At 61.2% G+C, this 24,561-nt stretch carries 25 protein-coding genes and 1 tRNA gene; 7 read left to right on the top strand and 19 right to left on the bottom strand.

The window, feature by feature from the left end; all coding sequences use genetic code 11:
• Positions 1–7 precede the first annotated feature (7 nt).
• The 6 genes from ACQY5P_RS03250 to kdsA form a co-directional block, all read right to left on the bottom strand.
• Positions 8–763, bottom strand: a complete 756-nt coding sequence (locus ACQY5P_RS03250) for an isoprenyl transferase (protein ID WP_428409411.1) — start codon at positions 761–763, stop codon at positions 8–10.
• Positions 764–859: 96 nt separating this feature from the next.
• Entirely contained in the window at positions 860–1,399 is a 540-nt protein-coding gene (frr, locus tag ACQY5P_RS03255) for a ribosome recycling factor (RefSeq protein WP_428409412.1), read from the bottom strand.
• 67 nt (positions 1,400–1,466) lie between these two features.
• On the bottom strand, positions 1,467–2,222 hold the full coding sequence (pyrH, locus tag ACQY5P_RS03260; protein WP_428409413.1) for a UMP kinase: 756 nt from the start codon (positions 2,220–2,222) through the stop codon (positions 1,467–1,469).
• Between the two features lie 188 nt (positions 2,223–2,410).
• Entirely contained in the window at positions 2,411–3,319 is a 909-nt protein-coding gene (gene tsf, locus ACQY5P_RS03265; RefSeq protein WP_428409414.1) for a translation elongation factor Ts, read from the bottom strand.
• A 130-nt stretch (positions 3,320–3,449) separates the two neighbouring features.
• Positions 3,450–4,232, bottom strand: a complete 783-nt coding sequence (rpsB, locus tag ACQY5P_RS03270; RefSeq protein ID WP_428409415.1) for a 30S ribosomal protein S2 — start codon at positions 4,230–4,232, stop codon at positions 3,450–3,452.
• Positions 4,233–4,463: 231 nt separating this feature from the next.
• A complete protein-coding gene (gene kdsA, locus ACQY5P_RS03275) occupies positions 4,464–5,324 on the bottom strand; it encodes a 3-deoxy-8-phosphooctulonate synthase (RefSeq protein ID WP_428409416.1) in 861 nt (286 codons plus the stop codon).
• A gap of 96 nt (positions 5,325–5,420) precedes the next feature.
• Between kdsA and ACQY5P_RS03280 the strand changes: the two genes are divergently transcribed.
• Complete coding sequence (locus ACQY5P_RS03280; protein ID WP_428409417.1) at positions 5,421–6,374, top strand: KpsF/GutQ family sugar-phosphate isomerase; 954 nt, start codon at positions 5,421–5,423, stop codon at positions 6,372–6,374.
• Here ACQY5P_RS03280 and ACQY5P_RS03285 read toward each other — a convergent pair.
• Positions 6,371–6,784 (bottom strand): hypothetical protein, encoded by a 414-nt coding sequence (locus ACQY5P_RS03285; RefSeq protein WP_428409418.1) that lies wholly within the window; start codon positions 6,782–6,784, stop codon positions 6,371–6,373. The genes ACQY5P_RS03280 and ACQY5P_RS03285 overlap by 4 nt on opposite strands.
• A 129-nt stretch (positions 6,785–6,913) precedes the next feature.
• On the opposite strand from ACQY5P_RS03285, the gene ACQY5P_RS03290 reads away from it, so the two are divergent.
• Together ACQY5P_RS03290 and ACQY5P_RS03295 are read left to right on the top strand one after the other, a co-directional pair.
• The gene (locus tag ACQY5P_RS03290) at positions 6,914–8,368 is read left to right on the top strand and encodes a cryptochrome/photolyase family protein (RefSeq protein ID WP_428409419.1); all 1,455 of its coding nucleotides are present in this window, start codon (positions 6,914–6,916) and stop codon (positions 8,366–8,368) included.
• A gap of 63 nt (positions 8,369–8,431) precedes the next feature.
• On the top strand, positions 8,432–9,670 hold the full coding sequence (locus tag ACQY5P_RS03295) for a class I SAM-dependent methyltransferase (protein ID WP_428409420.1): 1,239 nt from the start codon (positions 8,432–8,434) through the stop codon (positions 9,668–9,670).
• 4 nt (positions 9,671–9,674) lie between these two features.
• Here the strand turns inward: ACQY5P_RS03295 and ACQY5P_RS03300 are convergent, their stop codons facing one another.
• From ACQY5P_RS03300 to ACQY5P_RS03320, 5 genes are all read right to left on the bottom strand, one after another.
• Entirely contained in the window at positions 9,675–10,364 is a 690-nt protein-coding gene (locus tag ACQY5P_RS03300; protein ID WP_428409421.1) for an ABC transporter ATP-binding protein, read from the bottom strand.
• Positions 10,357–11,640: a lipoprotein-releasing ABC transporter permease subunit gene (locus tag ACQY5P_RS03305; RefSeq protein ID WP_428409422.1), complete on the bottom strand. Its 1,284-nt coding sequence runs from the start codon at positions 11,638–11,640 to the stop codon at positions 10,357–10,359. The genes ACQY5P_RS03300 and ACQY5P_RS03305 overlap by 8 nt, the downstream gene beginning before the upstream one ends.
• A 33-nt stretch (positions 11,641–11,673) precedes the next feature.
• Positions 11,674–13,020, bottom strand: a complete 1,347-nt coding sequence (gene proS, locus ACQY5P_RS03310) for a proline--tRNA ligase (protein WP_428409423.1) — start codon at positions 13,018–13,020, stop codon at positions 11,674–11,676.
• A gap of 70 nt (positions 13,021–13,090) precedes the next feature.
• Positions 13,091–13,336 (bottom strand): hypothetical protein, encoded by a 246-nt coding sequence (locus ACQY5P_RS03315; protein WP_428409424.1) that lies wholly within the window; start codon positions 13,334–13,336, stop codon positions 13,091–13,093.
• Positions 13,333–13,641, bottom strand: a complete 309-nt coding sequence (locus ACQY5P_RS03320) for a hypothetical protein (RefSeq protein WP_428409425.1) — start codon at positions 13,639–13,641, stop codon at positions 13,333–13,335. Before ACQY5P_RS03320 ends, ACQY5P_RS03315 begins: the two co-directional genes overlap by 4 nt.
• Before the next feature lie 250 nt (positions 13,642–13,891).
• Between ACQY5P_RS03320 and ACQY5P_RS03325 the strand changes: the two genes are divergently transcribed.
• From ACQY5P_RS03325 to ACQY5P_RS03340, 4 genes are all read left to right on the top strand, one after another.
• A tRNA-Leu gene (locus ACQY5P_RS03325) sits at positions 13,892–13,976 on the top strand.
• Between the two features lie 106 nt (positions 13,977–14,082).
• The gene (gene lipB, locus ACQY5P_RS03330; RefSeq protein WP_428409426.1) at positions 14,083–14,817 is read left to right on the top strand and encodes a lipoyl(octanoyl) transferase LipB; all 735 of its coding nucleotides are present in this window, start codon (positions 14,083–14,085) and stop codon (positions 14,815–14,817) included.
• Between the two features lie 42 nt (positions 14,818–14,859).
• Complete coding sequence (locus ACQY5P_RS03335) at positions 14,860–15,876, top strand: NAD-dependent epimerase/dehydratase family protein (RefSeq protein ID WP_428409427.1); 1,017 nt, start codon at positions 14,860–14,862, stop codon at positions 15,874–15,876.
• Positions 15,877–16,010: 134 nt separating this feature from the next.
• Complete coding sequence (locus tag ACQY5P_RS03340) at positions 16,011–16,751, top strand: hypothetical protein (protein ID WP_428409428.1); 741 nt, start codon at positions 16,011–16,013, stop codon at positions 16,749–16,751.
• Here the strand turns inward: ACQY5P_RS03340 and ACQY5P_RS03345 are convergent, their stop codons facing one another.
• From ACQY5P_RS03345 to ACQY5P_RS03375, 7 genes are all read right to left on the bottom strand, one after another.
• On the bottom strand, positions 16,752–17,465 hold the full coding sequence (locus ACQY5P_RS03345) for an ATP12 family chaperone protein (RefSeq protein WP_428409429.1): 714 nt from the start codon (positions 17,463–17,465) through the stop codon (positions 16,752–16,754).
• Complete coding sequence (locus ACQY5P_RS03350; RefSeq protein WP_428409430.1) at positions 17,465–18,445, bottom strand: RluA family pseudouridine synthase; 981 nt, start codon at positions 18,443–18,445, stop codon at positions 17,465–17,467. Before ACQY5P_RS03350 ends, ACQY5P_RS03345 begins: the two co-directional genes overlap by 1 nt.
• The gene (gene crcB, locus ACQY5P_RS03355) at positions 18,442–18,825 is read right to left on the bottom strand and encodes a fluoride efflux transporter CrcB (RefSeq protein WP_428409431.1); all 384 of its coding nucleotides are present in this window, start codon (positions 18,823–18,825) and stop codon (positions 18,442–18,444) included. The genes ACQY5P_RS03350 and crcB overlap by 4 nt, the downstream gene beginning before the upstream one ends.
• The gene (locus tag ACQY5P_RS03360; RefSeq protein WP_428409432.1) at positions 18,825–19,607 is read right to left on the bottom strand and encodes a sterol desaturase family protein; all 783 of its coding nucleotides are present in this window, start codon (positions 19,605–19,607) and stop codon (positions 18,825–18,827) included. Before ACQY5P_RS03360 ends, crcB begins: the two co-directional genes overlap by 1 nt.
• Entirely contained in the window at positions 19,607–20,917 is a 1,311-nt protein-coding gene (locus ACQY5P_RS03365; protein WP_428409433.1) for a replication-associated recombination protein A, read from the bottom strand. Before ACQY5P_RS03365 ends, ACQY5P_RS03360 begins: the two co-directional genes overlap by 1 nt.
• A gap of 137 nt (positions 20,918–21,054) precedes the next feature.
• Positions 21,055–22,494 (bottom strand): DegQ family serine endoprotease, encoded by a 1,440-nt coding sequence (locus ACQY5P_RS03370; protein WP_428409434.1) that lies wholly within the window; start codon positions 22,492–22,494, stop codon positions 21,055–21,057.
• Between the two features lie 150 nt (positions 22,495–22,644).
• The gene (locus ACQY5P_RS03375) at positions 22,645–24,516 is read right to left on the bottom strand and encodes an ABC transporter ATP-binding protein (protein WP_428409435.1); all 1,872 of its coding nucleotides are present in this window, start codon (positions 24,514–24,516) and stop codon (positions 22,645–22,647) included.
• Between the last annotated feature and the right edge of the window lie 45 nt (positions 24,517–24,561).

Genomic DNA, 24,561 nt, shown 5'->3' on the forward strand with positions numbered 1-24,561 from the left:
CCCGGCGTCAATTCCCGCCGACGCCGCCATAACGGCGCTCGCGGCGGTAATATTCTTCAATCGCGCCGGCAAACACCTCTTTGTTGAAGTCCGGCCACAGGACATCGAGGAAAACATATTCCGCATAGGCCGCCTGCCAGAGCAGATAATTGGAAATGCGTTTTTCGCCGCTGGTGCGGATGACAAGATCCGGGTCCGGAATGTTTTTCGTATCAAGGCAAGCCTCGAAAGACTTTTCTGTGATGTCTTCAGGCTTGAGGGCGCCGGACTTCACCGCTTCCGCCAGACTGCGCGCCGCACGCACGATCTCGTCCCGCCCGCCGTAATTAAAGGCGATCTGCAAGGTGAACTTGGCGTTGTCTTTTGTTTCGCTTTCGGCGCGTTTCACCAGCGCCTTCAAATCCATGGAAAGATTGTCGCGGTCGCCGATGATGACAACCTTGCAGCCTTCCTTTTTCAGCTTCGGCAGATCGTCGACGATAAACTGGCGCAAAAGCCCCATGAGATCGCGCACTTCTCCCGCCGGGCGGCGCCAGTTTTCGGTCGAGAAAGAATAGAGAGTCAGACATTCAAGCCCAAGATCGCGAGCCGCCTCCACCGCGCGGCGCGCGGCTTCAACGCCGGCCTTATGGCCTTCTGTGCGGGCGAGTCCCCGCGCCTTCGCCCAGCGGCCATTGCCATCCATGATGATGGCGACATGTTTCGGCGCAGATGCGCCGCCGCTTTCGGCCGGGCCGGGAGAGGTCGCGGGCGCGGCGCTCACCGGGCGGCTCCGCGCGGGCCCGCGCTTAATCCGGTTATGGATACCTTATGATGACGGTATTCACTCAATTCTCTGTTCCCGTCCTTCAGCCAGTCCTCAGACCTGCATGATCTCCGCTTCTTTGGTCTCGTAAGCGTCATCCACCTTTTTGACCATTTCGTCGGTCAGCTTCTGCACTTCCTCGGAAAGCTTCTTCTGCTGATCCTCGCCGCCTTCGGCGGACTTCACTGCCTCCATGCCTTCGCGGCGCACATTACGGATTGCGACCTTCGCTTGTTCCGCATATTTCGCCGCGACCTTGGCGAGCTCCTTCCTGCGTTCCTCCGTCAACGGAGGAATGGGGATGCGGACGTTCTGGCCGTCAACCACCGGGTTGACGCCGATGCCCGCCTCGCGGATGGCTTTCTCCACCGCGCCCACCAGCGACTTGTCCCACACATTGATGGTGATCATCCGCGGCTCGGGCACGGTGATCGTGCCGACCTGGGTCATGGGCATTTTCGAGCCATAGGCGTCGACGTCGATCGGCTCCACAAGCTGGGCGTTGGCCCGGCCGGTCCGAAGCCCTGAAAATTCCGCTTTCAGGGACGCCAGCGCGCCTTCCATGCGTTTGCGCAGTTCCTTGATGTCGGCCATGTCGTCCTGCTCCTTTTTTTCTTATCAACTGATTTTACGTTGAAATTCGGGTTCTGTCTTGTCCGGATTATGGCTTCTCGTCGCTGATGACGGTAGACGCGCCCTCGCCGGTGAGCGCGCCAACGATGCCTCCGCGCTCGCCAATCGGGAACACCACAATCGGAATGCCGCTCTCCCGGGTGAGCGAAATGGCCGCCTGGTCCATGACCTTTAGATCGCGCATCAGGACCTCGTGGTAGCTCAGATGGTCGAAGCGCTCGGCCTTCGGGTCTTTTTTCGGATCGGCGGAGTAAACGCCGTCGACCTGCGTGCCTTTCAAGAGCGCGTCGCAGCCCATTTCGGCGGCCCGCAGCGCGGCGGCGGTGTCGGTGGTGAAAAACGGATTGCCCGTCCCGGCGGCGAAAATGACAATCCGCCCCTTTTCCATGTGGCGCAGCGCCCGGCGGCGGATATAGGGCTCGCAGATCGCGGTCATCTCGATTGCGGAGAGGACCCGCGTATAGACCCCGATGCTTTCGAGGGCGTTCTGCACGGCGAGCGCGTTCATCACCGTCGCCAGCATGCCCATATAGTCGGCGCTCGCACGCTCCATGCCTTGCGCGGCGGTCGATACGCCCCGGAAGATGTTGCCGCCGCCGATCACCAGGCACAGCTCGACGCCCAGCTCCTTGGCGTCTTTCACTTCGGCGGCGATGCGTTTCACCGTGTCATTGTCGATGCCGTACTGGCCTTTGCCCATCAGCGCTTCGCCGCTGATTTTCAAAAGCACCCGGCGATAGCGCAGTTTCTTGCCTGAAGACGTCTGGGCGGAAGACTGAGACATAGATTGTGGTTCCTCTACTCCGGCCGCATGGGAAGGCGGCGCCACCCTAGGCCGCGTCGGCGGCGAATGGCAGCCCCTTGGAGGCCGCCGATCCCAGTAAAAACGCCGCGGAGGACCCTTCCCCCGCGGCGCTTTTGGAGCTTTTGCGCGCGGGCGTCAAACGTGCCCGCCAAAGTTATTCACGAAGTTTAGTCTTCGTCGTCGCTTTTCTCGACGCCTTCGCCCAATTCGAGGCGGATGAACCCGACCAGTTCGACCGGCGCGCCTGCGCCCTTGGCGGCGTTCTCGATGACCTTGCGGACCGGAGTCTCGCCGTCGATGACGAAAATCTGCTCAAGCAGGACCGATTCCTCGTAGAATTTCCGGAGGCGGCCTTCCACCATCTTCTCGATGATGTTTTCCGGCTTGCCGGAAGCGCGGGCCTGTTCGGCGAGAACTTCTTTTTCACGGGCGACCACCGCGGGATCGAGCTCCTCCACCTTGGCGGACAGCGGACGCGCCGCCGCGACATGCATCGCGATCTGCTTGCCGAGCGCTTCGAGCTTGGCTTTGTCGCCCGAGGATTTCAGGCCGACGAGAACCCCGATCTTGCCCGCGCCGTCGGTCACCGGACCATGGACATAGTGCGCGACTACGCCTTCCTCGACGACGATGCCGGCGGCGCGGCGCAGGCCGATATTCTCGCCGATCTGGCCGACCATTTCCGCGACATGCTCATCAACGGACTTGCCTGCGCCCGGATAGGTTTCCGCACGGAGCTTTTCGAGATCGCCTGCGACGCCGATCGCCGTATTGGCGATGTCGCGCACCATCTTCTGGAACACCTCATTGCGCGCCACGAAGTCGGTTTCGGAGTTCACTTCAACGACGACGCCGGTCGCGCCTTTCGCATTGGGCTCCACGGCGATGGCGACTAGGCCTTCGCTTGCGGTGCGGCCGGCTTTTTTCGCGGCTTTCGCAAGACCTTTCTTGCGCAGCCAGTCGACGGCGGCTTCCATGTCGCCATTGGTTTCCTGCAAAGCGGTTTTGCAGTCCATCATGCCGGCGCCGGTCATCTCGCGAAGTTGCTTCACGGTCGCAGCGGTAATGCCAGACATTGTCTTCTCCTTTACGTTTCAGTCGTCCGCCCTTTAAGGGCGCTTTAATCGGGTTTTATGACCATAAGGCGACAGGCGGGCCGGAAGGTCTTCCGCGCCCGCATGCCGCCATAATTGGTCAGCAAATGCGTCAGGCGCTGGCGGCTTCGGCCTGCGGCTCTTCGGAGAGCGCGGGTTCGGCCGGAACGTCTTCCATTTCGCCGAGATCGATGCCGAGCGCCGCCTGGCTTTCGCCAAGACCGTCAATCACCGCATCCGCAACGAGGTTGCAATAGAGAGAGATCGCGCGCGAGGCGTCGTCATTGCCCGGGATCACATAGTCAATGTTGTCCGGATCGCAATTGGTGTCGACGACGGCGATTACCGGGATGCCGAGCTTCTTGGCTTCCTGAATGGCGATCGCTTCCTTCTTGACGTCGATGACGAACATCAGGTCCGGCAGACCGCCCATTTCGCGGATGCCGCCGAGCGAGGCTTCGAGACGGTCGCGTTCGCGGCCGAGCATCATCTGTTCTTTTTTGGTGAGGCCCGTGGCGCCGCCCGCGAGACGCTCTTCCATTTCCTTCAGACGGCGGATGGAATTGGAGATCGTTTCCCAGTTGGTCAGTGTGCCGCCGAGCCAGCGCACGTTCATGTAATATTGCGCGCAGCGTTTCGCGGCTTCCGCGACCGGGCCCTGGGCCTGACGCTTGGTGCCGACAAAAAGAACGCGGCCGCCGCCCGAGACGACGTCGCGCACTTTCACCAGAGCCTGGTGAAGCAGCGGAACCGTCTGCGACAGATCGAGAATATGAATGCCGTTGCGATCGCCGAAGATGTAAGACTTCATCTTCGGGTTCCAACGGTGAGTTTGGTGTCCGAAATGCACGCCAGCTTCGAGCAGCTGGCGCATGGAAAATTCTGGCAGCGCCATTGGTTAGTCTCCTTTAAGTTTTACCGCCGCGGCGCGCTGAAAGTCCGGGTAGCTCGAAAGCCGCCGGACCACTTAAGGATCACGCCGCGTGTGAGATGGCGCGCGCTATACGCCTTCTTTCCCCATGGCGCAAGGCGCTGAGGGGCCGAAAATGGCGCTTTTCAGCGGTTTTTGGCTATTTAAAGCGCGCCGGTTTTGCGAAAAACCGGTAACCACCTTTTCGCCCGGCGCTTAGCCCGCGTAGCCATGCAAGGAGGGCCGGGCCTTGGCCAGCCTGTCGAGGGCCTGGAGGTCCCTCAGGAAGGCCTCAAACTGGCCGAGGGGTATCATATTAGGACCGTCGGAAAGGGCGCTGTCAGGGTCAGGATGTGTCTCCGCGAAGACGGCGGCGACCCCGACGGCGACAGCCGCCCGGGCCAAGGTCGGGGCGAACTCGCGCTGGCCGCCCGAGGTGGTCCCCGCCCCGCCCGGGGTCTGGACCGAATGGGTGATGTCATAAACGACCGGACAGCCGGTCTCCCGCGCCATGATGGGCAGGCTGCGGAAGTCGCTGACGAGCGTATTGTAACCGAAGCTCGCCCCCCGCTCCGTAACCAGCACCCGGTCATTGCCCGCCTCGCGGACCTTGGCGACGACGTTTTTCATGTCCCAGGGAGCGAGGAACTGGCCCTTCTTCACCTTGACGACGCGGCCGGTTTTCGCGGCCGCGACCAGCAAATCCGTCTGGCGGCAGAGAAAGGCGGGGATCTGGAGAACGTCGACGGCCTCGGCCACGGCCGCGCATTGGGCCGCCTCATGGACGTCCGTCACCACGGGAAGCCCCGTCACCTCGCGGATTTCGGCGAAGACAGGCAGCGCCTCTTTCAGCCCAACGCCGCGGGCGGAGCCGGCGCTGGTCCGGTTCGCCTTGTCGAAAGAGGACTTGTAAACGAGCCCAATTTTGAGCCGGCCGGCGATCTCTTTCAGGGCGGCCGCGCATTCAAGGGCATGGGTCCGGCTCTCCATGGCGCAGGGCCCGGCGAAAACCGTCAGCGGCAGCGTGTTGCCGGTGACGACGTTGGGGCTGATCTCGACGGCCTTGTCGATAGCCATGAATGTTCCTTCCCTTGCCTCTCGATAGCGATTCCGGCGAGAGGTTTCATGAACCGCCCCGCATAAGGGCGCAAGTTTCTGTGGTATCAAACCTTCATGTCCCATTCGCTCGACATCGCCCGGAATGTGCTCGCCCTTGAAATCAAGGGACTTGAGACCCTGAAATCCAGTCTCGGATCGGATTTCGCCGCAGCCGTCGATCTCATTCACAAGGCGAAAGGCCGCGTGGTCGTCACCGGCATGGGCAAATCCGGGCATGTGGCGCGCAAGATTGCTGCGACCTTCTCCTCAACCGGAACGCCCGCCCTCTTCGTCCATCCGGCCGAGGCGAGCCATGGCGATCTCGGCATGATCTCGAAAGACGACGTCGTGCTGGCCCTGTCGAAGTCTGGCGAGACGGCAGAGCTCGGCGATCTCCTCGCCTATACTGCGCGGTTTTCCATCCCCGTGGTGGCGATCACGAGCGTCGCCGGCTCGGCTTTGTCGAAGTCATCGCAGATCGATCTCATCCTGCCCGACATCGAGGAAGCCTGTGGCGAAACCTTCGCGCCGACGACATCCACAACGATGATGATGGCGCTCGGCGATGCGCTTGCAGTGGCGCTCCTCAGAGCGCGCGGCTTTTCTGCGAGCGACTTTCAGGGCTTTCACCCGGGCGGCAAGCTTGGCGCTGCGCTCCGCAAAGCGCGCGACCTCATGCACGGACCTGAGAAGCTGCCGCTTGCAGGTCTTGATGCGCCCATGACCGAGGTCGTTGCGATTATCTCGGCCGGCGGCTTCGGCTGCGCCGGCATCGTCGATGACAAAGGTTTGCTGAAAGGCATCATCACCGACGGCGACATCCGCCGCCACTTCACAAACGGCGCGCAATCGAAAACCGCAGCCGAGGTGATGACGAAAAATCCGCGTACGGCCTATCCGGAAACCCTCGCCGGCGACATTCTCGCCTATATGAGCAAGAACAAGATCACCGCGCTTTTCGTTATCGAAAACGAAAAGCCCGTGGGCCTCGTTCACGTCCATGACTGTCTGTCGATTGGCGTGGTTTAGCGGCGGCGCAAAAGGCTGCGGAAGAGCGCGCTGGGTTTCTTTTCTGCGTCCCCAAGATCTTCAGAGGCAAGCTCTTGATGCGCGGGCGCATCCTCAGGCGCAGCAGAACCGTCGCCGGCGATGACAGGAGGAATAGTCTCCGCCTTAAATCCTGCGGAAAGCTCATCGTGGCGCTGCGCGACATCGTCGGCCATGCGCCGCAATTCGTCGCTCATCATCTGCATGGTCTGCATCTGGCGGTCGATGGATCCGTAAAGCGCCTGCGTCTCTTTCTGGGCTTCACGCATGAAAGAGGCGGCCTTGACGGCGCGCTTGGCGAACATCATGGAACCCACAAGCGCCAGTATTGTCACCAGCAGAACGCCCGCCTGGACGATCAGAAAACCGTTGGAAAAATCCGCAACACCCATGAAAACACCCCTTGCACGCAACCTGAAAGCCGCAATCCCTCGCGTCACCCCCGTGACTAAGTAACAAAGCTACCGGCAGAACGCCGCCGGGTCCAGCACAAGACTGAAATTTGGGACTGATTTTGCTGAATGTCTGACTCTCCCGCCTCTGACGGCCCTGCCCTTGTCTGGCTGCGCCACGACCTTCGTCTTGACGACAATCCGGCGCTTGCTGCGGCGCGAAAAACCGGCGCGCCGGTCATTCCGGTCTATATTCTCGATGAAAGCGTCGATCACGCGCCGGGGGCTGCATCCCTATGGTGGCTGCATCACAGCCTTGCCTCCCTCTCCGCCGATCTCGAGACGCTGGGATCCAAACTGGTCCTGAGGCGGGGCGAAGCCGCGAAACTCATTCCCGCGATGGTTGAAGAAACGAACGCCGCCCATGTCTTCTGGAACCGGCGATACCATCAGGCCCATCTTGAAATCGACAAGACGCTTAAAAGCGATCTCTGCGATAACGGCGTCAATATCGAAACCTTCAACGGAAATCTGTTGCGCGAGCCATGGGAGCTCAAGACCGGCTCCGGCGGCTATTACAAGGTCTTCACGCCCTTCTGGAAAGCGCTGAAGCAGGCGAAGCCCGCCCGCGCTGATACGGAAGCAAAACCCCGCAAGATCGAAACGCCAAACTCCTTCCCGAAAGGCGACAAGCTCACGGACTGGGACCTGCTGCCGACAAAGCCAAACTGGGCGAAAGAGTTTGAAGACGTCTGGACGCCGGGCGAAGCGGGCGCGCGCCAACGCCTGCGCGATTTCCTGAATGAAACAATCGACGATTACAAAGCGGGCCGCGATCGTCCGGACAAGGATTTTACGTCGCGCCTGTCGCCGCATCTCGCCTTCGGCGAAATCAGCCCTTTGACGATCTGGCAGGCGACGCACGCAAAAATGTCGGACGGCGCAATCAACGACAGCGCCGGCGACAAGTACTTGTCGGAGCTCGCCTGGCGGGAATTCTCCTACAACCTCCTGTTTCACAACAAGGACCTGCCGGAAAAACCCTTGCGCGAGGAATTTAGCGAGTATCCCTGGCGCACGGACAAAAAAGGCCTCGACGCATGGAAGAAAGGGCTTACCGGCTACCCCATTGTCGACGCGGGCATGCGCCAGCTCTGGCGCACCGGCTGGATGCACAACCGCGTGCGCATGATCGTCGCCAGTTTTCTCATCAAGGATCTTTTGCTGCACTGGCGAGATGGCGAGGCATGGTTCTGGGACACGCTGGTCGACGCCGATCTCGCCAACAACTCCGCAAGCTGGCAGTGGGTTGCGGGCTGCGGCGCCGATGCAGCTCCCTATTTCCGCATTTTCAACCCGGTGACGCAGGGCGAGAAATTCGATCCGGACGGGAATTATGTCCGTGAATTCGTCCCTGAGCTGAAGGATATGCCCGCAAAGCATATCCACGCGCCATGGAAGGCGCCGCAAGACGTTCTTGACAAGGCGGGCGTCAAGCTTGGAAAATCCTATCCGGAACCCATATTAGATCATGCTGCAGCGCGTCAGCGCGCGCTCGACGGGTACGAAAAAATAAGAAAGTAGAAAGCGCGCATGAGTTTTTGACCGGCTGCGGGAACCGTTTCGCTGCGAAAGGGTCTTGAAACTATGTCAGCGCATGAAAGCACTGCGGGAAGCGCTACCAAACCGCCGGTTTTGGACACAAGCGGCCTGCCTTTCTTCTTCCGCCAGATTTTGAAGATTACGTCGCATATTCAATATGGGACGCTGGAGTTCGAACTCCCTGACGGACGCCGCCTGACGATCGAAGGCAAAGATGAAAAAGACGCCAAAGGCGTCATTCTGGTCCATCGTTACCGTTTCGCGCGGCGTGCTGTCTTCGGCGGCGATATCGGCTTTTTTGAGAGCTTCGCCGACGGCGACTGGGACACGCCGGACCTCGCCGCCTGTCTCTATATCTTCGCGCGCAACGCCGATCATGTGCAGCGCGTTTTTTCCGGCCTGCCCTTTGTCGACTGGGTGCAGAATATCCGCCGAGCGTTTGAGAAGAACACGAAGGCTGGCGCGAAACGCAACATCGTCGCCCATTACGATCTCGGCAATAGCTTTTATGAAAAGTGGCTCGACCCGAGCATGACCTATTCGTCGGCGCGGTTTTCGCCGCTGACCAACAGTCTCGAGGCGGCGCAGCTCAACAAATATGAAAGCCTCGCCAGAATGATCGACCTCAAGCCCGGCGATCATGTGCTGGAAATCGGGTCGGGCTGGGGCGGTTTTGCGGAATACGCCGCCGGCCAATACGGGGCCCGCGTCACCGGCCTGACGCTCTCGCCGTCTCAACTCGACTATGCGCGCAAGCGCATTGAGCGTGCGGGACTCTCCGACAAGGTCGAGTTCAAGCTCCAGGACTACCGTGACGAAACCGGCGCCTATGACAAGGTCGCGTCCATCGAAATGTTCGAGGCGGTGGGCAAGGAATACTGGAACGATTATTTCAACAAGGTGCGCGACGTGTTGAAGCCCGGCGGCCTGGCGGGACTGCAAATCATTACCATCGCCGATCGCTTTTTTGACAACTATCTAAAGAATACGGATTTCATCCAGCGCTACGTCTTTCCCGGCGGCATCCTGCCGAGCAATGCGGCGCTCTCAAATCTCACCGATCAGGCGGGGCTGAAACTGAAAGAGATTCAGGATTTCGGCGAGGATTACGCCCGAACCTTGCATGAATGGAGCGACCGTTTCCTCGCCGCCTGGGGCGACATCCGCACCATGGGGTTTGATGAACGGTTCGAGAAGCTGTGGCGGTTCTATCTCGCCTATTGCGAGGCGGGCTTCCGCGCCGGCACGACCAATGTTCGCCAGATGACAATTCAGAGAGCTTGAAAGCTCAAGTCTGGGCCATTTCCTTTTTCACTTCGACAAGCCGCTGGTCGCGGATAACGAAGACCCGGTCCATGCGTTTTGCGAGGCGCTGGTCATGGGTTGCGATCAGCGCTGCAAGCCCTTCCTTACGCACGAGATTCAATAGCGCGTCGAAGACAACGTCCGATGTTTTCGGATCGAGATTGCCGGTGGGTTCGTCCGCCAGCAGGATCTTCGGATTGTTGGCGAGGGCGCGGGCGATGGCCGTCCGCTGCTGTTCGCCGCCGGAAAGCTGGCCCGGCTGGTGATGCAGGCGCTCGCCAAGCCCCATAAGCGTCAAAAGCCGCGCCGCCTCTTCTTCCGCATTCTTCTTTTTCACGCCGGCAATCAGTTGCGGCAGGGCGACATTGCCGAGCGCAGTGAATTCCGGAAGCAGGTGATGGAACTGATAGACGAAGCCGAGAGTCGCGCGGCGAATGCGCGTCCTTTCCGAGTCGTTCAGTTTCGAGGTAGCGCGGCCCATGATGTGAACCTCGCCCTCTGACGCGGCTTCGAGGAGGCCCGCTATATGCAGCAGCGAGGACTTGCCCGAGCCCGAAGGGCCGAGGAGCGCTGCGGTTTCGCCGGGGCTTAAGGACAGATGGATCTGTTCGACAACGACGAGGTCGCCGTAACGGCGCGCGACATTTTCAAGACGGAGGACGGGCTCACTCATAGCGCAGCGCCTCCACCGGATCGAGACGCGCGGCGCGGGACGCGGGGTAAAGCGTCGTGATCAGAGACATGAAGAGGGTGAAACCCGCGATCAGCGCAACCTCGCGAAGCTCCAGCTTCGCCGGGACGCCGTCGAGATAGTAGACCTCCGCAGGGAAGAGGTCGGTGCCAAGCATCGCCGAAAGGCCGTTCTCGATGGCGTCGATATTGAGGATAAAGAGCGAGCCGAGAACGATCCCGGCGATGGTTCCGAGAACGCCAATCAGGGCGCCGGACAAAAGGAAGATGCGCAACACGGCCCCTTGCGTCGCGCCCATGGTGCGCAAGACGGCGATGTCGCCGGTCTTGTCCTTAACCAGCATGATGAGCCCGGTGATGATGTTCAACGTCGCGACAATGATGATGAGGAACAGCACCAGCCGCATGGCGAAGCGTTCCACCTGAAGCGCGTTGAAATAGCCCTGAAAGCGCTGCTGCCAGTCGATGACGTAAAGCTGCGGCGCTGCGCTCATCAGGCGCTCGCGGTAGTCTTTGATCCTTTCGGGATCGGCGACCTTCACTTCTATGTTCTGCACTGCGTCGCCATAGCTGAAGAAAAGCTGCGCCTGCTCCAGCGGCATGAAGCCGTAAATGGCGTCATATTCCGCATTGCCCACATGAAAGATCGCGCCGACCGTATAGACTTTGCTGCGTGGCGTGCGGCCGAAAGCGGTTTCCGCGCCCTGCCCCGTCAACAGCCGCACCTTGTCGCCGGCGCGAACGCCAAGCTGCGAGGCGACGCGGCTGCCGAGCAGAATTTCATTGCCGCCCTTTTCGCCCAGCCCAAAATTCGCAGCTGATCCGTCAACGATATGATCGGCGCCGGTAATGTAGTCATTGCCGAGAATGTCCTCGCGCGTGACGCCGCGGATCACCATGCCGGTTTCGCCATTCGCGCTCGCAAAGACAGGCTGCTCGATGAGCGGCGTCGCTTCGGTGACGCCCGTAATGGCGGCAAGCTGTGCGGCAATGTCCTCGTAATCGCTGATCGGCCCCTCTCGGCTCTCCACATGGGCGTGACCATTGGTGCCGAGCAACTGGTCGAGCAAGGTCAGGCGGAAGCCCTGCATGATCGACATCACGCTGATCAGCGCCGCGACGGCGAGCATGATGCCGCCAAAGGCGATCATGGAAATGAGCGACACGCCCTTGCCGGAGCGCGTGGCGCCGAGATAACGCCGCGCCACCATCCATTCGAAATAGGAAAAGGGCTTGGTTTTCGCCGATGCCGCCGTCATCTGATTCCGTTACTCGCTTTCCGGCTCCGCCCATCAAGCGTAATCAAGCGCCGCTTTGACCTTTTTCGCAATCTCTGCGCTCACAGACGTGATCGCCAGATTGGTTTTTTCGCCCGTATGGCGGTCTTTTACTTCCGCCTCGCCAGCCTCGAGCCCGCGCGGCCCGATGGTGATCTGGTACGGCAGACCGATAAGGTCCATGCGCGCGAATTTCTCGCCGCCGCGCGCCGACGTCTCGTCGTAAAGCACTTCAACGCCCGCCGCTTCGAGCTCTGCGTAGATCTTTTCGCAGGCCGCATCGCAGGCCTCATCGCCGCTGCGCATATTGATGAGCCCCACATGATAGGGCGCGACCGAAACCGGCCACTTGCAGCCGGCGTCGTCGTGATAGGCCTCGATGATGGCGCCAAGAAGGCGCGAGACGCCGACACCGTAAGAACCCATCTGGATGTTGATGTCGGCGCCGTCCGGCCCCGCCACGGCGGCTTTCATGGGCTTTGAATATTTCTCGCCGAAGAAGAAAATATGCCCGACCTCGATGCCGCGTGCAGACACGCGGCTGTCTTCGGCCACTTTCGAGGTGAACTCAGCATCGTCATGCATCTCATCCGTCGCGGCGTAAAGCGACGTGAACTGATCGATCACCGGCTGGAGGTCGCCGTCGAAATCAATGTCCTTTGCGGGCACATCCATGTCGACAAGTCCTTTGTCGCAGAAGACGGCGCTCTCGCCGGTATCCGCCAGCACGATGAACTCATGAGAAAGATCGCCGCCGATCGGGCCGGTGTCGGCGCGCATGGGGATCGACTTCAGCCCCATCCGCGCGAAGGTGCGCAGATAGGCGACGAACATCTTGTTGTAGCTTCTGCGCGCGCCCGCTTCGTCGATGTCGAAAGAGTAGCAGTCCTTCATCAGAAATTCGCGGCCGCGCATGACGCCGAAACGCGGACGGATTTCGTCGCGGAACTTCCACTGAATGTGATAGAGCATCTTCGGCAGGTCCTTGTAGGATCGCGTGCCGGCGCGGAAGATCTCCGTGATCATCTCTTCATTGGTGGGCCCGTACAGCATCTCGCGATCAGCGCGGTCGGTGATGCGCAGCATCTCCTTGCCATAGGCGTCATAGCGCCCGCTCTCGCGCCAGAGATCAGCAGGCTGGATGGTCGGCATCAGCATTTCGACGGCGCCGGCGCGGTCCTGCTCCTCGCGGACGATCTGCTCGATTTTTTTGAGCACCCGGAAGCCAAGCGGCAGCCAGGCGTAAATCCCCGCCCCCTGCTGGCGGATCATGCCGGCGCGCAGCATAAGCCGGTGCGAGACGATCTGGGCGTCCGCGGGGGTTTCTTTCAAAAGGGGCAGATAAAAACGGGAAAGGCGCATGGGGGTCCGCAAGGTCAAACTTCGCGGAGCCTTCTAGTCGGTTTTCCGGCGCAGGGGAAACCCCGGCTGCTTAACCGGCGCAGCTCGCGGGGTCGGCGGCGTCCGTCGTCTCATAAGCATCCGTTTGCGACCAGCGGGCCTGCAGCCGGACGACGGTCTCCCGCGCCCCGGCGCCAGGGTTCGCGTCGGCAGCCGACGCAGCGGCGAACTCCACAGCGGACGGGCACGGCTCGGCGATGCGAACGAGGGATTGCGCGTAACTCGCCATAACCCAGTAAACGAGCGTCAAAGCGATCATGAAGCCCAGCATTTTCATTGGGACCCCCTGCAAAATTCACCTGAGTTGATGATGGTCGCTCCGGCGTCATCGACGCGGAGATCGAAACGGCCGAGCAGGCGGCGGCTCGCCCAGCCTCGGGATTGCTCGCGATAGACGATGACGCCGTCGGTTTCCGAAACGGCGTCAGCTTCCACACGGATGATGGCGGCGCTGGCGCCGGCGAGGAGATAGGTTTTTTCGGCGGCGCACGGGACGGGCCGCACGACGACGACGTCCCAGGCGGCACCAAGCCCGGCGACAGCGAAGGAAATCCCGGCGAGGATGATGCGGCCTGCTTCCATGGGCGGCCCTGCTGCAGCTTCCGCGCCATGTCGGGCGTTAACCGGGAATCCCCATGGTTTTAGGGCGTTTTAGGGCTGTGGCGCGACCGGCCGCATCTCAGCCTGCGACGCTGGCCGCCAGTCTCGATTTGGGCCCGATTTGGTCTTGTGAGGCCCGATGGCTTTTGCTATGTCCCCCGCTCCTCGCTGACGGTTCCAAAGGCCGTCGGTAACCAATAGTCCTGTAGAGCTTTGCTCTGCGGCGCGGCGTGCGGTCGTGGCGGAATTGGTAGACGCGCAGCGTTGAGGTCGCTGTGGGGCAACCCGTGGAAGTTCGAGTCTTCTCGACCGCACCATTCTCCCTCATGGGAACTCCCGAAAACCTGAAGACCGTCCGCCCTTGTTCTTGAAGGCTGCGCGGCGCATATCCGCCCTGTCGTTCTTTGGGAGCATCTCAGCTTCATGGCTTCGGACCGCCTTTCCGCGCCAAACGCCGGCAATGTCGCGAAATTGTTTTGCGACACGCCCGTCGAATGGGCTGTGTCGCCGGGACGCGTTTCCTATGACGCGGCCGTTAATTTCATGGAGGCCCGCGCAGCCGCCATCCGCAACGGGGGCGCCTCAGAGCTTGTCTGGCTGCTCGAACATGATCCGCTCTACACCGGCGGCACCAGCGCCAAGAGCCAAGACCTTCTCAACGCTGACCGCTTTCCTGTCTTTAAATCCTCCCGGGGCGGACAATATACCTATCACGGGCCGGGCCAGCGGGTGGCCTATGTGATGCTCGATCTCGAAAAGCGCGGAAAAGACATCCGCAGCTTTGTGTACGGTCTCGAACAGTGGATCATCGAAACGCTTTCCGCCTTCAATGTGACGGGCGAACGCCGCGAGGCTCGCGTCGGCGTCTGGGTCGACCGGACCGAACCCGGGGGACCGTTGCGGGAAGACAAGATCGCCGCCATTGGCGTCCGCGTCCGCAAATGGGTGAGCTTTCACGGCATTGCGCTCAATGTCGAACCCGATCTCTCCCACTTCACCGGCATCACTCCTTGCGGCGTCAGGGACCCGGGCTTTGGCGTGACGAGCCTCGTCGATCTCGGCCTGCCGGTGAGCATGGACGACGCCGACGACGCTCTCAAAGCCGCCTTTCACGAGATTTTCGGGCCGACGCTCGACGCAGCCCCGCCCTCATGGTGAAATAGTTGGCGGGGCGACTGATTCCCGGAAGGCAGGCGGGCCATGGCGGACAAAGTCCTCGTCACAGGCGTCAGCGGCTTTATCGCAAAACACGCCGCGCTTCAGCTACTGAACAAAGGCTATGAAGTGCGCGGCACCATCCGTGCGCTGAACAAGGCGGTTCAAGTCAAGAAATCCCTTGAGGAAGCAGGCGCGGACGTGGCGCGCCTTTCCTTCGCCGCCGCCGATCTGTCATCGGACGAACGCTGGGACGAAGCGGCAAGGGGCTGCGACGGCGTTCTTCATATTGCATCGCCCTTTCCAATCGCGCAGCCGCGCGACCGCTACGCGCTGGTTCCGGCTGCGCGGGATGGCTCGCTTAAAGTTTTGAATGCGGCGAAAAAAGCCGCGCATATCGTTATGACATCGTCCGTGGCGGCGGTGATGTATCGCGCCGGTCGTCCAGCTGAATTCACGATGAGTGAAAGCGACTGGACCGATGAAGACTGGAAACTCTGCACGCCTTACATCGTCTCCAAGACCGCCGCCGAACAAGCGGCCTGGGACGCGGCCGTCATCGGCGGCTTCAAACACCGTCTAACCACGATCAATCCCGGCCTGGTTCTCGGGCCGCCGCTCGACGACGACATCGGCGCGTCCGTCGATCTCGTCAAACTGATGATGAAGGGCGCCTATCCGGCGTTGCCGAACGCATCCTATCCTATTGTCGATGTCCGCGATGTCGCGGCGCTGCATGTGGCGGCGCTGGAAAACCCTCAGACTGGCGGGCGTCGCCTCATCGCCGCGGCGGATACGTTGTCGCTGAAAGAAATCGCCGTTATCCTGCGCGAGGCTTTTCCCGATCATGCAAAGAAAATCCCGACAGCCAGTTTGCCTGACGCTCTCGTGCATTTCATGGCGATCTTCGACCGCAGCATCGCATCGGTGCTCCCCGATCTCGGCGTGAAGCCAATGGCCGAGACCGCTTATGTCACCGATCTCGCCGGCGTTTCCTTCCGCCCGGCGCGCGAGGCGGTGATTGACGCGGGGGCGGCGCTGGTGCGCCTTAAAGCGATTTAATTTCCAATTTTATGGAAAAAGCCGCTGTATTTGCGGACATTTTACATTCTGACGTGTTAGATTGGGTCAAGTTCTGCAAAGAGGGGTTCACCGTGATGAAATCGCCGCTTTTCGCGCTTTTAACAAGCGTTAGCATGATCGCATTTCCTGCATATGCTCAGGACAATTCGCGACCGTCGGAGATGCCGGAAGCCGCCCCCATGCCCGTTGACGACACGATCATGAGCGAAGGCGAAGCCGCAATGACGGAAGACGAAACAGTCGAAGTCAACCCGGACGAGATGGCCGACAGCCTCAATTCAAGCCAGCAATTGCAGCAGACCTTCACCCTGAAACGGACCATCAACGGCGAAGTTGTCGAAACCGAAAAGCGCACGGTCACCTATTCGCGCGACATGCCTTATCGCGAAACGGAAGCCGGGCGGACGACGCTGGAACGTCTGAAAGCTTCCTTTGATGGCGAGGCCCTGACGCGAACAGAAGCCTTCGAGGAAGCCAAGCTCGATTTCGTCGTCGCCGATCTTGACCGCAACGACGCCATGACCGCTGAAGAGTTTGCGAGACTGGTCAACAGCTGGCGCAAAAACGACGCACGCAAGGCCGACGCCCCAACCGACGAGATCGCGCGCCAGCGCCAGTATGACGCTTTTCTTGAAGAGCTCGATCCGTCTGTCGCCGAAATGCAGACCGAAGCCTATGCGCGCGAAAAGTTCGCCTTCATGGCCGGCGCCTCGGAAGCCATGAGCCTGCAGGATTACATCCGCGAATATCTGCTCGACTTCGACTCCATGGACGCCGACAAGGACAGCGTCCTGAAAGGCGACGAGCTGATGCGGTTCCGCGCGCTCAATCGCGGCGAAACGCTGGACATGTAATTACCGGTCGAGCAGCGACAGGAAGCGCGCCACAGTTAGGAAATCGGCTTTCAGCCTTTCCTCGCGCGCTTTCGCTTCATCGTCGACGCCCCAGCGTTCTTCCTGAAACCGTTCGTCGATACGCGAGGCCTCAAAAATCGCCTCTGGCGTGTCAAAGCCTTTCCAGAGCGCCAGCGCGAGCACGGCGGAGCCTGCGATGGCAGTCGCGATCTGTAGTGCGAACAGAGTCTCGGGCGTGACTTTTTTCAGTGCAGCCCGCGCCGCCGCCGCCGACGCATCCGCCTGCGGTACGGCGATGACGCCGGTCGTGGTCACGAGGATGGCGCCGAACTCGGCGCGCATGAAGTCGACATACCGGTCCCAGCACGAGGCCTGCCGGTCGCAAAGCGCCTGAGGCTCTCCGGCGCGATAGCAGACGAGATCGGAACCGAGATATTTGACGATTTCCTCGCGCCATGCGTCCGCATCCTCATCGCCCCCATCGATGGCGGCGGAGAGAATGCCGGTCATGGGCATGGTCGCACGGTCGATATGCTCGCCCTGCCCGGCCCATTCAGCGGCGACGGCTTGCGCTACCGCTTCCGTCGGCGCAGATAGAATGTTGCGGCCTATGGTTTTCGCCTTGCGCCCGTCGAGCGCAATCGCATAGCGGCATTCGTGAGGGACCACAGAGACGTCCTTGTAAAACCTCTTTGCACGGACGGTTTCGCTCATCAGCGGAGATCCTCCGGCCATTCGGCTTTGGCCTTCTGATCGAAGGAAAAGAACTTCCAGGTGTCGAGCATGTGGCCGTGCAACGGCGCGCTCAGCGTCATCTTCCGTCCGGTTTTTGGATGCGGGAAACTCATGGAGCGGCAGAAGAGTTGAAGCTTCGGCGAGACGCCTTCGATCTTCGCGCCGGGGCCGCCATATTTTCCGTCGCCCACAATGGGGCAACCCATCGCTGCGGCGTGCACGCGAAGCTGGTGCGTGCGGCCGGTGACGGGCCGCATGGCGAGAAACGACACCGTCCCCGCCTCCTCCATGAGCTGATAATCGGTGATTGCTTTTTTGGCGTCCTCGCCGTCCGCCGGAACGACGCGTTCTTCCTCTCCGTCGTTCACGCGGATCATCTTCTTGGCGATGGGAAGGTTGATTGTTCCTTCATGGGGACGCGGAACGCCGGCGACAAGCGCCCAATAGGTCTTGTCGACCCCATGTCCCTTGAACGCGTCGCCCAGGCGCTGCGCCGCCTGGCGGGTCTTCGCAACGATCATCAGGCCGCCTGTGTCCTTGTCGAGGCGATGAACGAGGCGCGGGCGCTCGCCGTTTTTCTCGAGCGAGGCCAGCATGCCGTCGAGATGTTCGCTGGTTTTGGAACCGCCTTGCACCGCGAGCCCGAAAGGTTTGTTGAGCGCGATGATTTCGTCGTCTTCAAAGATGATGAGCCTGCGCACCGCTTCGGCGTCCGCCTTATTCGGTTGGCGCGGTTTTCTTTCCGCGGGGGCGTCGGAGAGCGGCGGAATGCGGATTTCCTCACCCGCTTCGAGACGCCGGTTCGCCTTGACCCGCCCGCCCGCAACACGCACCTGGCCTTTGCGTAGGAATTTCTCAAGCTCGCCATGGCGGACCTGCGGGAAATTCGTCTTGAACCAGCGATCGAGGCGCATGCCCTCCTCGCCGGCTTTGACTTTTCGTGTCTGAACGCCGCTCATGTGAATTGCCGTCCAAGGGCTAACCCGCCCAAAAGGGCGCATACGGATAAAATGACTGAGGCGAGAAGATAGGCTCCCGCAATCATCACCGTCCGGTCGCGGTAAAGCGTCACCACATCGAGCGAGAACGTCGAAAAAGTGGTGAAGGCGCCAAGGAGCCCCACCGTCAGGAACGCCCGCAAGGCGGGGCTCGCCGGTTCGCGGTGGGCGAGCCAGACAATGAAAAGCCCCATGGCGAAGGAGCCCGCGACATTGGCCGCGAGGGTCCCCCAGGGAAAATTCGGCCCCAGAAGATGCAGCGCCGCGCGCGAGACCCCATGGCGCGCCATGGCGCCCAGGGCGCCGCCCGCTGCAACCGCCAGCCAGATATGTCCGCCCATTAAGCTTTCCTCATAAACGGCGTCAGGATTAGCCGCAAAAGCGGTTTATCTTCAACGGATTCGAGGCCGATTTTCATCGCCGGCGTGCGGGCCGTGGCGCTGCGGGAGGCGAAGAGCGGATCCCAGAGGCTGAAGATCGCGGCATAGTTGGAATGAGTATCGCGCATGATGGCGTGGTGATGCACCCAGTGGATCGACGGCGTCACGAAGACCCGCGACAGCGCCCGCTCGAACGCAGCCGGGAGGTGCAGATTGGAGTGATGGAACATCACCGCGCAGATGAACACGGTCTCGAAGATAATGACATGAGCGAACGGGATCGCCAGCAGCGTGATGGGGATGAGGCGCAGCAAGGCCGAAACCATCACTTCGCCGGCGTGAAAGCGGAAGGCGCTGGTCGTATCCAAAAACTCGTCGAAATGATGCACCTTGTGAAACCGCCACATTATTGGCGCGCGATGCCAGGCGCGATGCATCCAATAGGTCCACAGATCGAGCAGAATGATGTCGGCGACAAGAACGAGCGCGCCGGCGCGCAAGGCTTCGGGCCGCTCCCATATAAGTTGATTGGCGCCGTAGGCCGTCAGCGGCGCGATGATCAGCGGCGACAGGATGAGCACGATCGCCCAGAGGCCGAGATTGTGGATCAGCCTGTGCCTGATCTGCGGCCGTGGCGCCGCGGCGGCGAGGCGCTCGCCCACGAAAAGAAGAACAAAGACAACGCCGCCAATGACCGGCTTCCCGCCGCCGGCGGCGGCCATCAAGGATTGCAAGGCTTCCATCAGGACTCAGGCTTCTCCCGCCTTTTGCGGTCCCAGTATTCCACGCGCTTGGCGATTTCCTTGTCGAAGCCATATTGCGAGGGTTGGTAAAACTTCCGGCGCTCCATCGCATCGGGAAAGTAATTCAATCCCGCAAAGCCGCCTTCAGCATCGTGGTCGTATTCATAGCCCTTGTGATAGCCGAGCTGTTTCATGAGCTTCGTGGGCGCATTGACCGCGTGCATGGGCGGCATCAGCGAGCCTGTCTCCTTCGCCGCGGCCTTGGCGTTGTGAAACGCGACATAGGCGCGGTTGGATTTCGGCGCGGTCGCGAGATAAGTCACAAGCTGGCCGAGGGCGATTTCGCCTTCAGGCTGCCCCAGAAATTCGTAGGCTTCCTTCGCGGCAATAGCGAGGGGCAGCGCCTGCGGGTCGGCGTTGCCGACGTCCTCTGAGGCGACGACGATGAGCCGCCGAAAGATGAATTTCGGGTCTTCGCCGCCGACCACCATGCGCGCCGCCCAGTATAACGCCGCGTCAACGTCGGAGCCGCGAATGGATTTCTGCAGCGCGCTCGCGAGGTTGTAATGGGATTCATCGCTCTTGTCGTAGACCGGCGCCCGGCGCTGGACGATCTCACCGAGCTCTTTCGGCTCGATGGCTTTTCGGCCTTCGGGTTCAGCGAATATTTCCTCGGCGAGATTAAGGACAAACCGCCCGTCCCCGTCCGCCATATTACGCAGAAGCGCGCGCGCATCCTCGGTTAACGGAAGATCGCGGCCTTCTTCTTTTTCGGCACGCTTCAAAAGGAGTTCGAGCGCCGCGTCGTCGAGACGGTTGAGCGTGAAGACCTGCGCCCGCGAAAGAAGCGCCGCGTTGAGTTCGAAAGACGGATTCTCCGTCGTCGCGCCCACAAGCGTGATGACGCCGGATTCCACATGGGGCAAGAAACTGTCCTGCTGCGCCTTGTTGAAGCGGTGAATCTCGTCAACGAAGAGGAGCGTCCCCTTCCCCGCCGTGCGCCGCGCCTTGGCGCGTTCGAAGACTTTGCGCAAATCCGCGACGCCGGAGAAGATCGCAGAAATCTGCTCGAATTCGAGTTGTGCATCCTTGGCGAGGAGGCGCGCAATCGTCGTCTTGCCGACGCCGGGCGGCCCCCAAAGAACCAGCGAGGAAAGCCGTCCCGCATCGAGCATGCGCCGCAGCGGCGCGCCTTTCGCCAGCAGGTGATCCTGCCCCACGACCTCGGCGAGCGTCGCCGGGCGCAGCCGATCCGCAAGCGGACGCGGCGCGTCTTTCTCAAGTCCGGCTGATTGAAACAAGTCCGACAATGCCGATCCTTTCGTCCGGCCTTAACCATTCCGCTCATCCCGGCCCCCGGGTCCGGCTAAAAGCCGGCCCGAGGATAAACTCCGCCCGGGATCTCCCGCGCCAGATTCCGGCCTTCGCCGGAATGAGCGGAAACAATTTATCTGCCCACCCGCCAGGGCACGATGCGGCCGCCCACATCGACCTCAAGCTCCCAGGTCGCGGCCGGTTTCGTAATCTCGCGCGCAAGCTCGGCGGCGGTGTTGATGTGCTTTCCGTTGACCGAAACGATCTTGTGCCCCGGGCGCAAGCCACGGCGCGCCGCAAACGACCGCGGGGCCACGTCGGAAACGACGACGCCTTTCGACAATGGATCGAGGCCGAGCTCTTCGGCGTAGCGCGGCGAGAGATTGTCGACCGTAACGCCGTTCAGCGGATTATTGCCTTCGATTTCGCGCGTATCGCGCGCCGGCGTTTCGGGCGGCAGGGACAGTTTCAGCGTCGCGTTGCGCGTCTTGCCGCCTCGCACATAGACGACATTTGCCGCATCGCCGTCATTATTGACGCCGATGCGGTATTGCAGGGTCTGGGCATCATAGACCGGCTGACCATCGACTTCGATGATCACGTCGCCAGCCTGAATGCCGGCAAGATCGGCGGGCCCTTTCTCCCACACATCATCCACAATGGCGCCCGCCGGACGGTCGAGCTTCAGCGCCTTTGCCATGTCCGCCGTCACCGTGCTCGACGATGCGCCGAGCCATGGACGCACCAGCGCGGTTCCGGAGATCGCAGACTTGATCACCTGCTGCACCAGACGCGAGGGGATGGCAAAGCCGATGCCGTTGGAGCCGCCGGAGCGCGAATAGATCGCCGAGTTAATGCCGACGACCCGCCCGTCAATGTCGATGAGGGCGCCGCCGGAATTGCCCGGATTGATGGCCGCATCGGTCTGGATGAAAAACTGATAATCGGAAATCGAGACCGCCGTGCGCGCGAGCGCGGAGATGATGCCGCTCGTCACCGTCTGGCCGACGCCGAACGGATTGCCGATGGCGAGCACCACGTCGCCCACATGAATGGAATCGGAATTGGCGAAGGTCAGATAAGGCAGCGGTTCTTCCGGCTCGATGCGCAGAACCGCCAAATCCGTCTGCGGATCGGCAAGCACCAGCTCCGCCTCATATTCGCGGCGGTCGCTCAGGACCACTTTGATCTCTGTCATGCCGTCGATGACATGGTTGTTGGTGACGACCACGCCGTCGGGACTGACGATCACGCCGGAGCCGAGCGAGTTCTGCTCCCGCGGCCCTACATTGCCGAAAAAGCGTTCGAAAAAAGGATCGCCGGCGAAGGGGCTCCTCTGTTGCACCACGCGTTTCGTGTAGACGTTGACGACGGCGGGCGCGGCGCGCTCCACCACCGGCGAGAACGACATTCTCACATCTTCCATGGAATTTGGCACGACCCGCGGCGCCTGGGCGATGGTCTCGCCCGCCATTTCACGCTGCGCGGGCGCTGCCGCTTCCGGCGCGGGCTGCGCGCATGCGGCCTCTGCAAAAACAAGAACGGCGAGAAGACTGAAACTGCGCAATGTCATAGAAACAAACCTCATCCGGAAAGCGGGGTTTCAAAGGCCAGCATCCATACAACGGGCCTGTGTTCGTGGCAAAGCCGGGGCGGCTGGAAACAGCGCCCTAGATGGTCATTCAGCACGACAAATCAAGCGCTTGCCATCCCGGGCGGCGCCTTACTCCGCAACAATGCCGGCCGCCGCAAGATGCGCCCCGGCCGCTTCGCCGCCCAGGAACCCGCCGGACTGGCGCGCCCAGAGTTCGGCGTAAATCCCGCCCTGCGCAACGAGTGCGGCATGGCCGCCGCTTTCGATGACCGCTCCCTTGTCGAGGACAACCAGCCGGTCGAGCTGCGCGATGGTGGAGAGACGGTGCGCGATGGCGATGACTGTTTTGCCTTCCATCAGCGCGAAGAGGTTTTCCTGGATCGCCGCCTCGACTTCGGAATCAAGCGCCGATGTCGCCTCGTCGAGAATAAGGATCGGCGCATTCTTCAAAAAAATGCGGGCAATGGCGATGCGCTGGCGCTGGCCGCCGGAAAGTTTCACGCCGCGCTCGCCCACATGGGCGTCAAAGCCCTTGCGCCCCTTTTGATCTTCGAGCTCTTCGATGAAATCGAGCGCATTGGCGCGGCGCGCCGCCTCGATCATCTCCTCCTCCGTCGCGTCGGGACGGCCGTAAAGGATATTCTCGCGGATGGTGCGGTGGAGAAGCGACGTGTCCTGCGTGACGACGCCGATATTGGCGCGCAGGGATTCCTGCGTGACGCTGCGAATGTCCTGCCCGTCGATCAGGATGGCGCCAGCCTCGACGTCGTAAAAGCGCAGGAGAAGGCTCGCGATGGTCGTCTTGCCCGCCCCGGACCGGCCGACGAGACCCAGTTTTTCGCCAGCGGCGATGTTGAGCGACAAATCCTCGATGACGCCGGCGCCCTTGCCATAATGAAAAGTCACCTTGCGGAAATCGATCTCGCCTCTTTCGATCTTCAGATCCTGCGCATTCGCCGCATCGTTCACTGTCACCTGACGATTGAGCATCGCCATGCCGTCATGGATGACGCCGATATTCTCGAACAGCATGGCGATCTCCCACATGATCCATTGCGCCATGCCCTGAATGCGCAAGGTGAGCGCCACGGCGACGGCGATCGCGCCGACGGTGATGGCGCCGCCGATCCACAGCCAGATCGCCAGCGCAGCAACAGACGCGATGGCGAGGGAATTCGTGAAATAGGTAATGGAGTTGAACTGCGTGACGAGCCGCATCTGCGGATGCACGGTATTGAGGAACTGGTCCATCCCCTCGTGCGCATAGGACTCTTCCCGGCCCGCATGGGCGAAAAGCTTCACGGTCGTGATGTTGGTGTAGCTGTCGACGATGCGCCCGGTCATGTCGGAACGCGCATCCGCCTGGCGCTCCGACGCCATTTTAAGCCGCGGCACGAACCAGGCGACAAGCCCTATATAAGCGATGATCCACACCGCCAGCGGCGCGGCAAGCCGCCAGTCGGCGCCGCCGACCAGCACCACCATGGAGATAAAAAAAACCGACACATAAACGACGATGTCGAGCAGCTTCATCACCGCTTCGCGCACGGCAAGCGAGGTCTGCATCAGCTTGGTCGAGACGCGGCCTGCAAACTCGTCGGCGAAGAACGACATGCTCTGACCGAGAAGCCGCTTGTGCATGCGCCAGCGCGCGCTCATGGGCAAATTGCCGAGCAGCGTCTGGTGAATGATGAGGTTTGAGAGGAGCCCCATGGCCGGAAGAATGATCGCGACGAAAACGCCAATCAGGACGAGCTTGCCGCCCTCTTCCGTCAGAAAGGTCTCGGGGTTTGCGCCGGAGAGCCAGTCCACCAGCTTGCCGAGAAAGGCGTAAAGCATTGCTTCGCCGACAGCGATCAGCGCCGCCAGCAGCGACATGACCCCAAGCCACGGCGCCGCGTCCTTGACGTAATACCAGCAGAAGGCGGCGAACGTCTTCGGCGGCGGATCGCTGCGGTCCGCGGGGAAAGGCTCAAGCCGGCGTTCGAACCAGGAAAACATGGGAAGGCCTATCGCGGGTCTTTGCGTCGGGAAAAAGAAAAACTC

The organism is Hyphococcus sp., from assembly GCF_965267305.1.
In the GTDB taxonomy this organism is placed as follows: Bacteria; Pseudomonadota; Alphaproteobacteria; order Caulobacterales; family Parvularculaceae; genus Hyphococcus.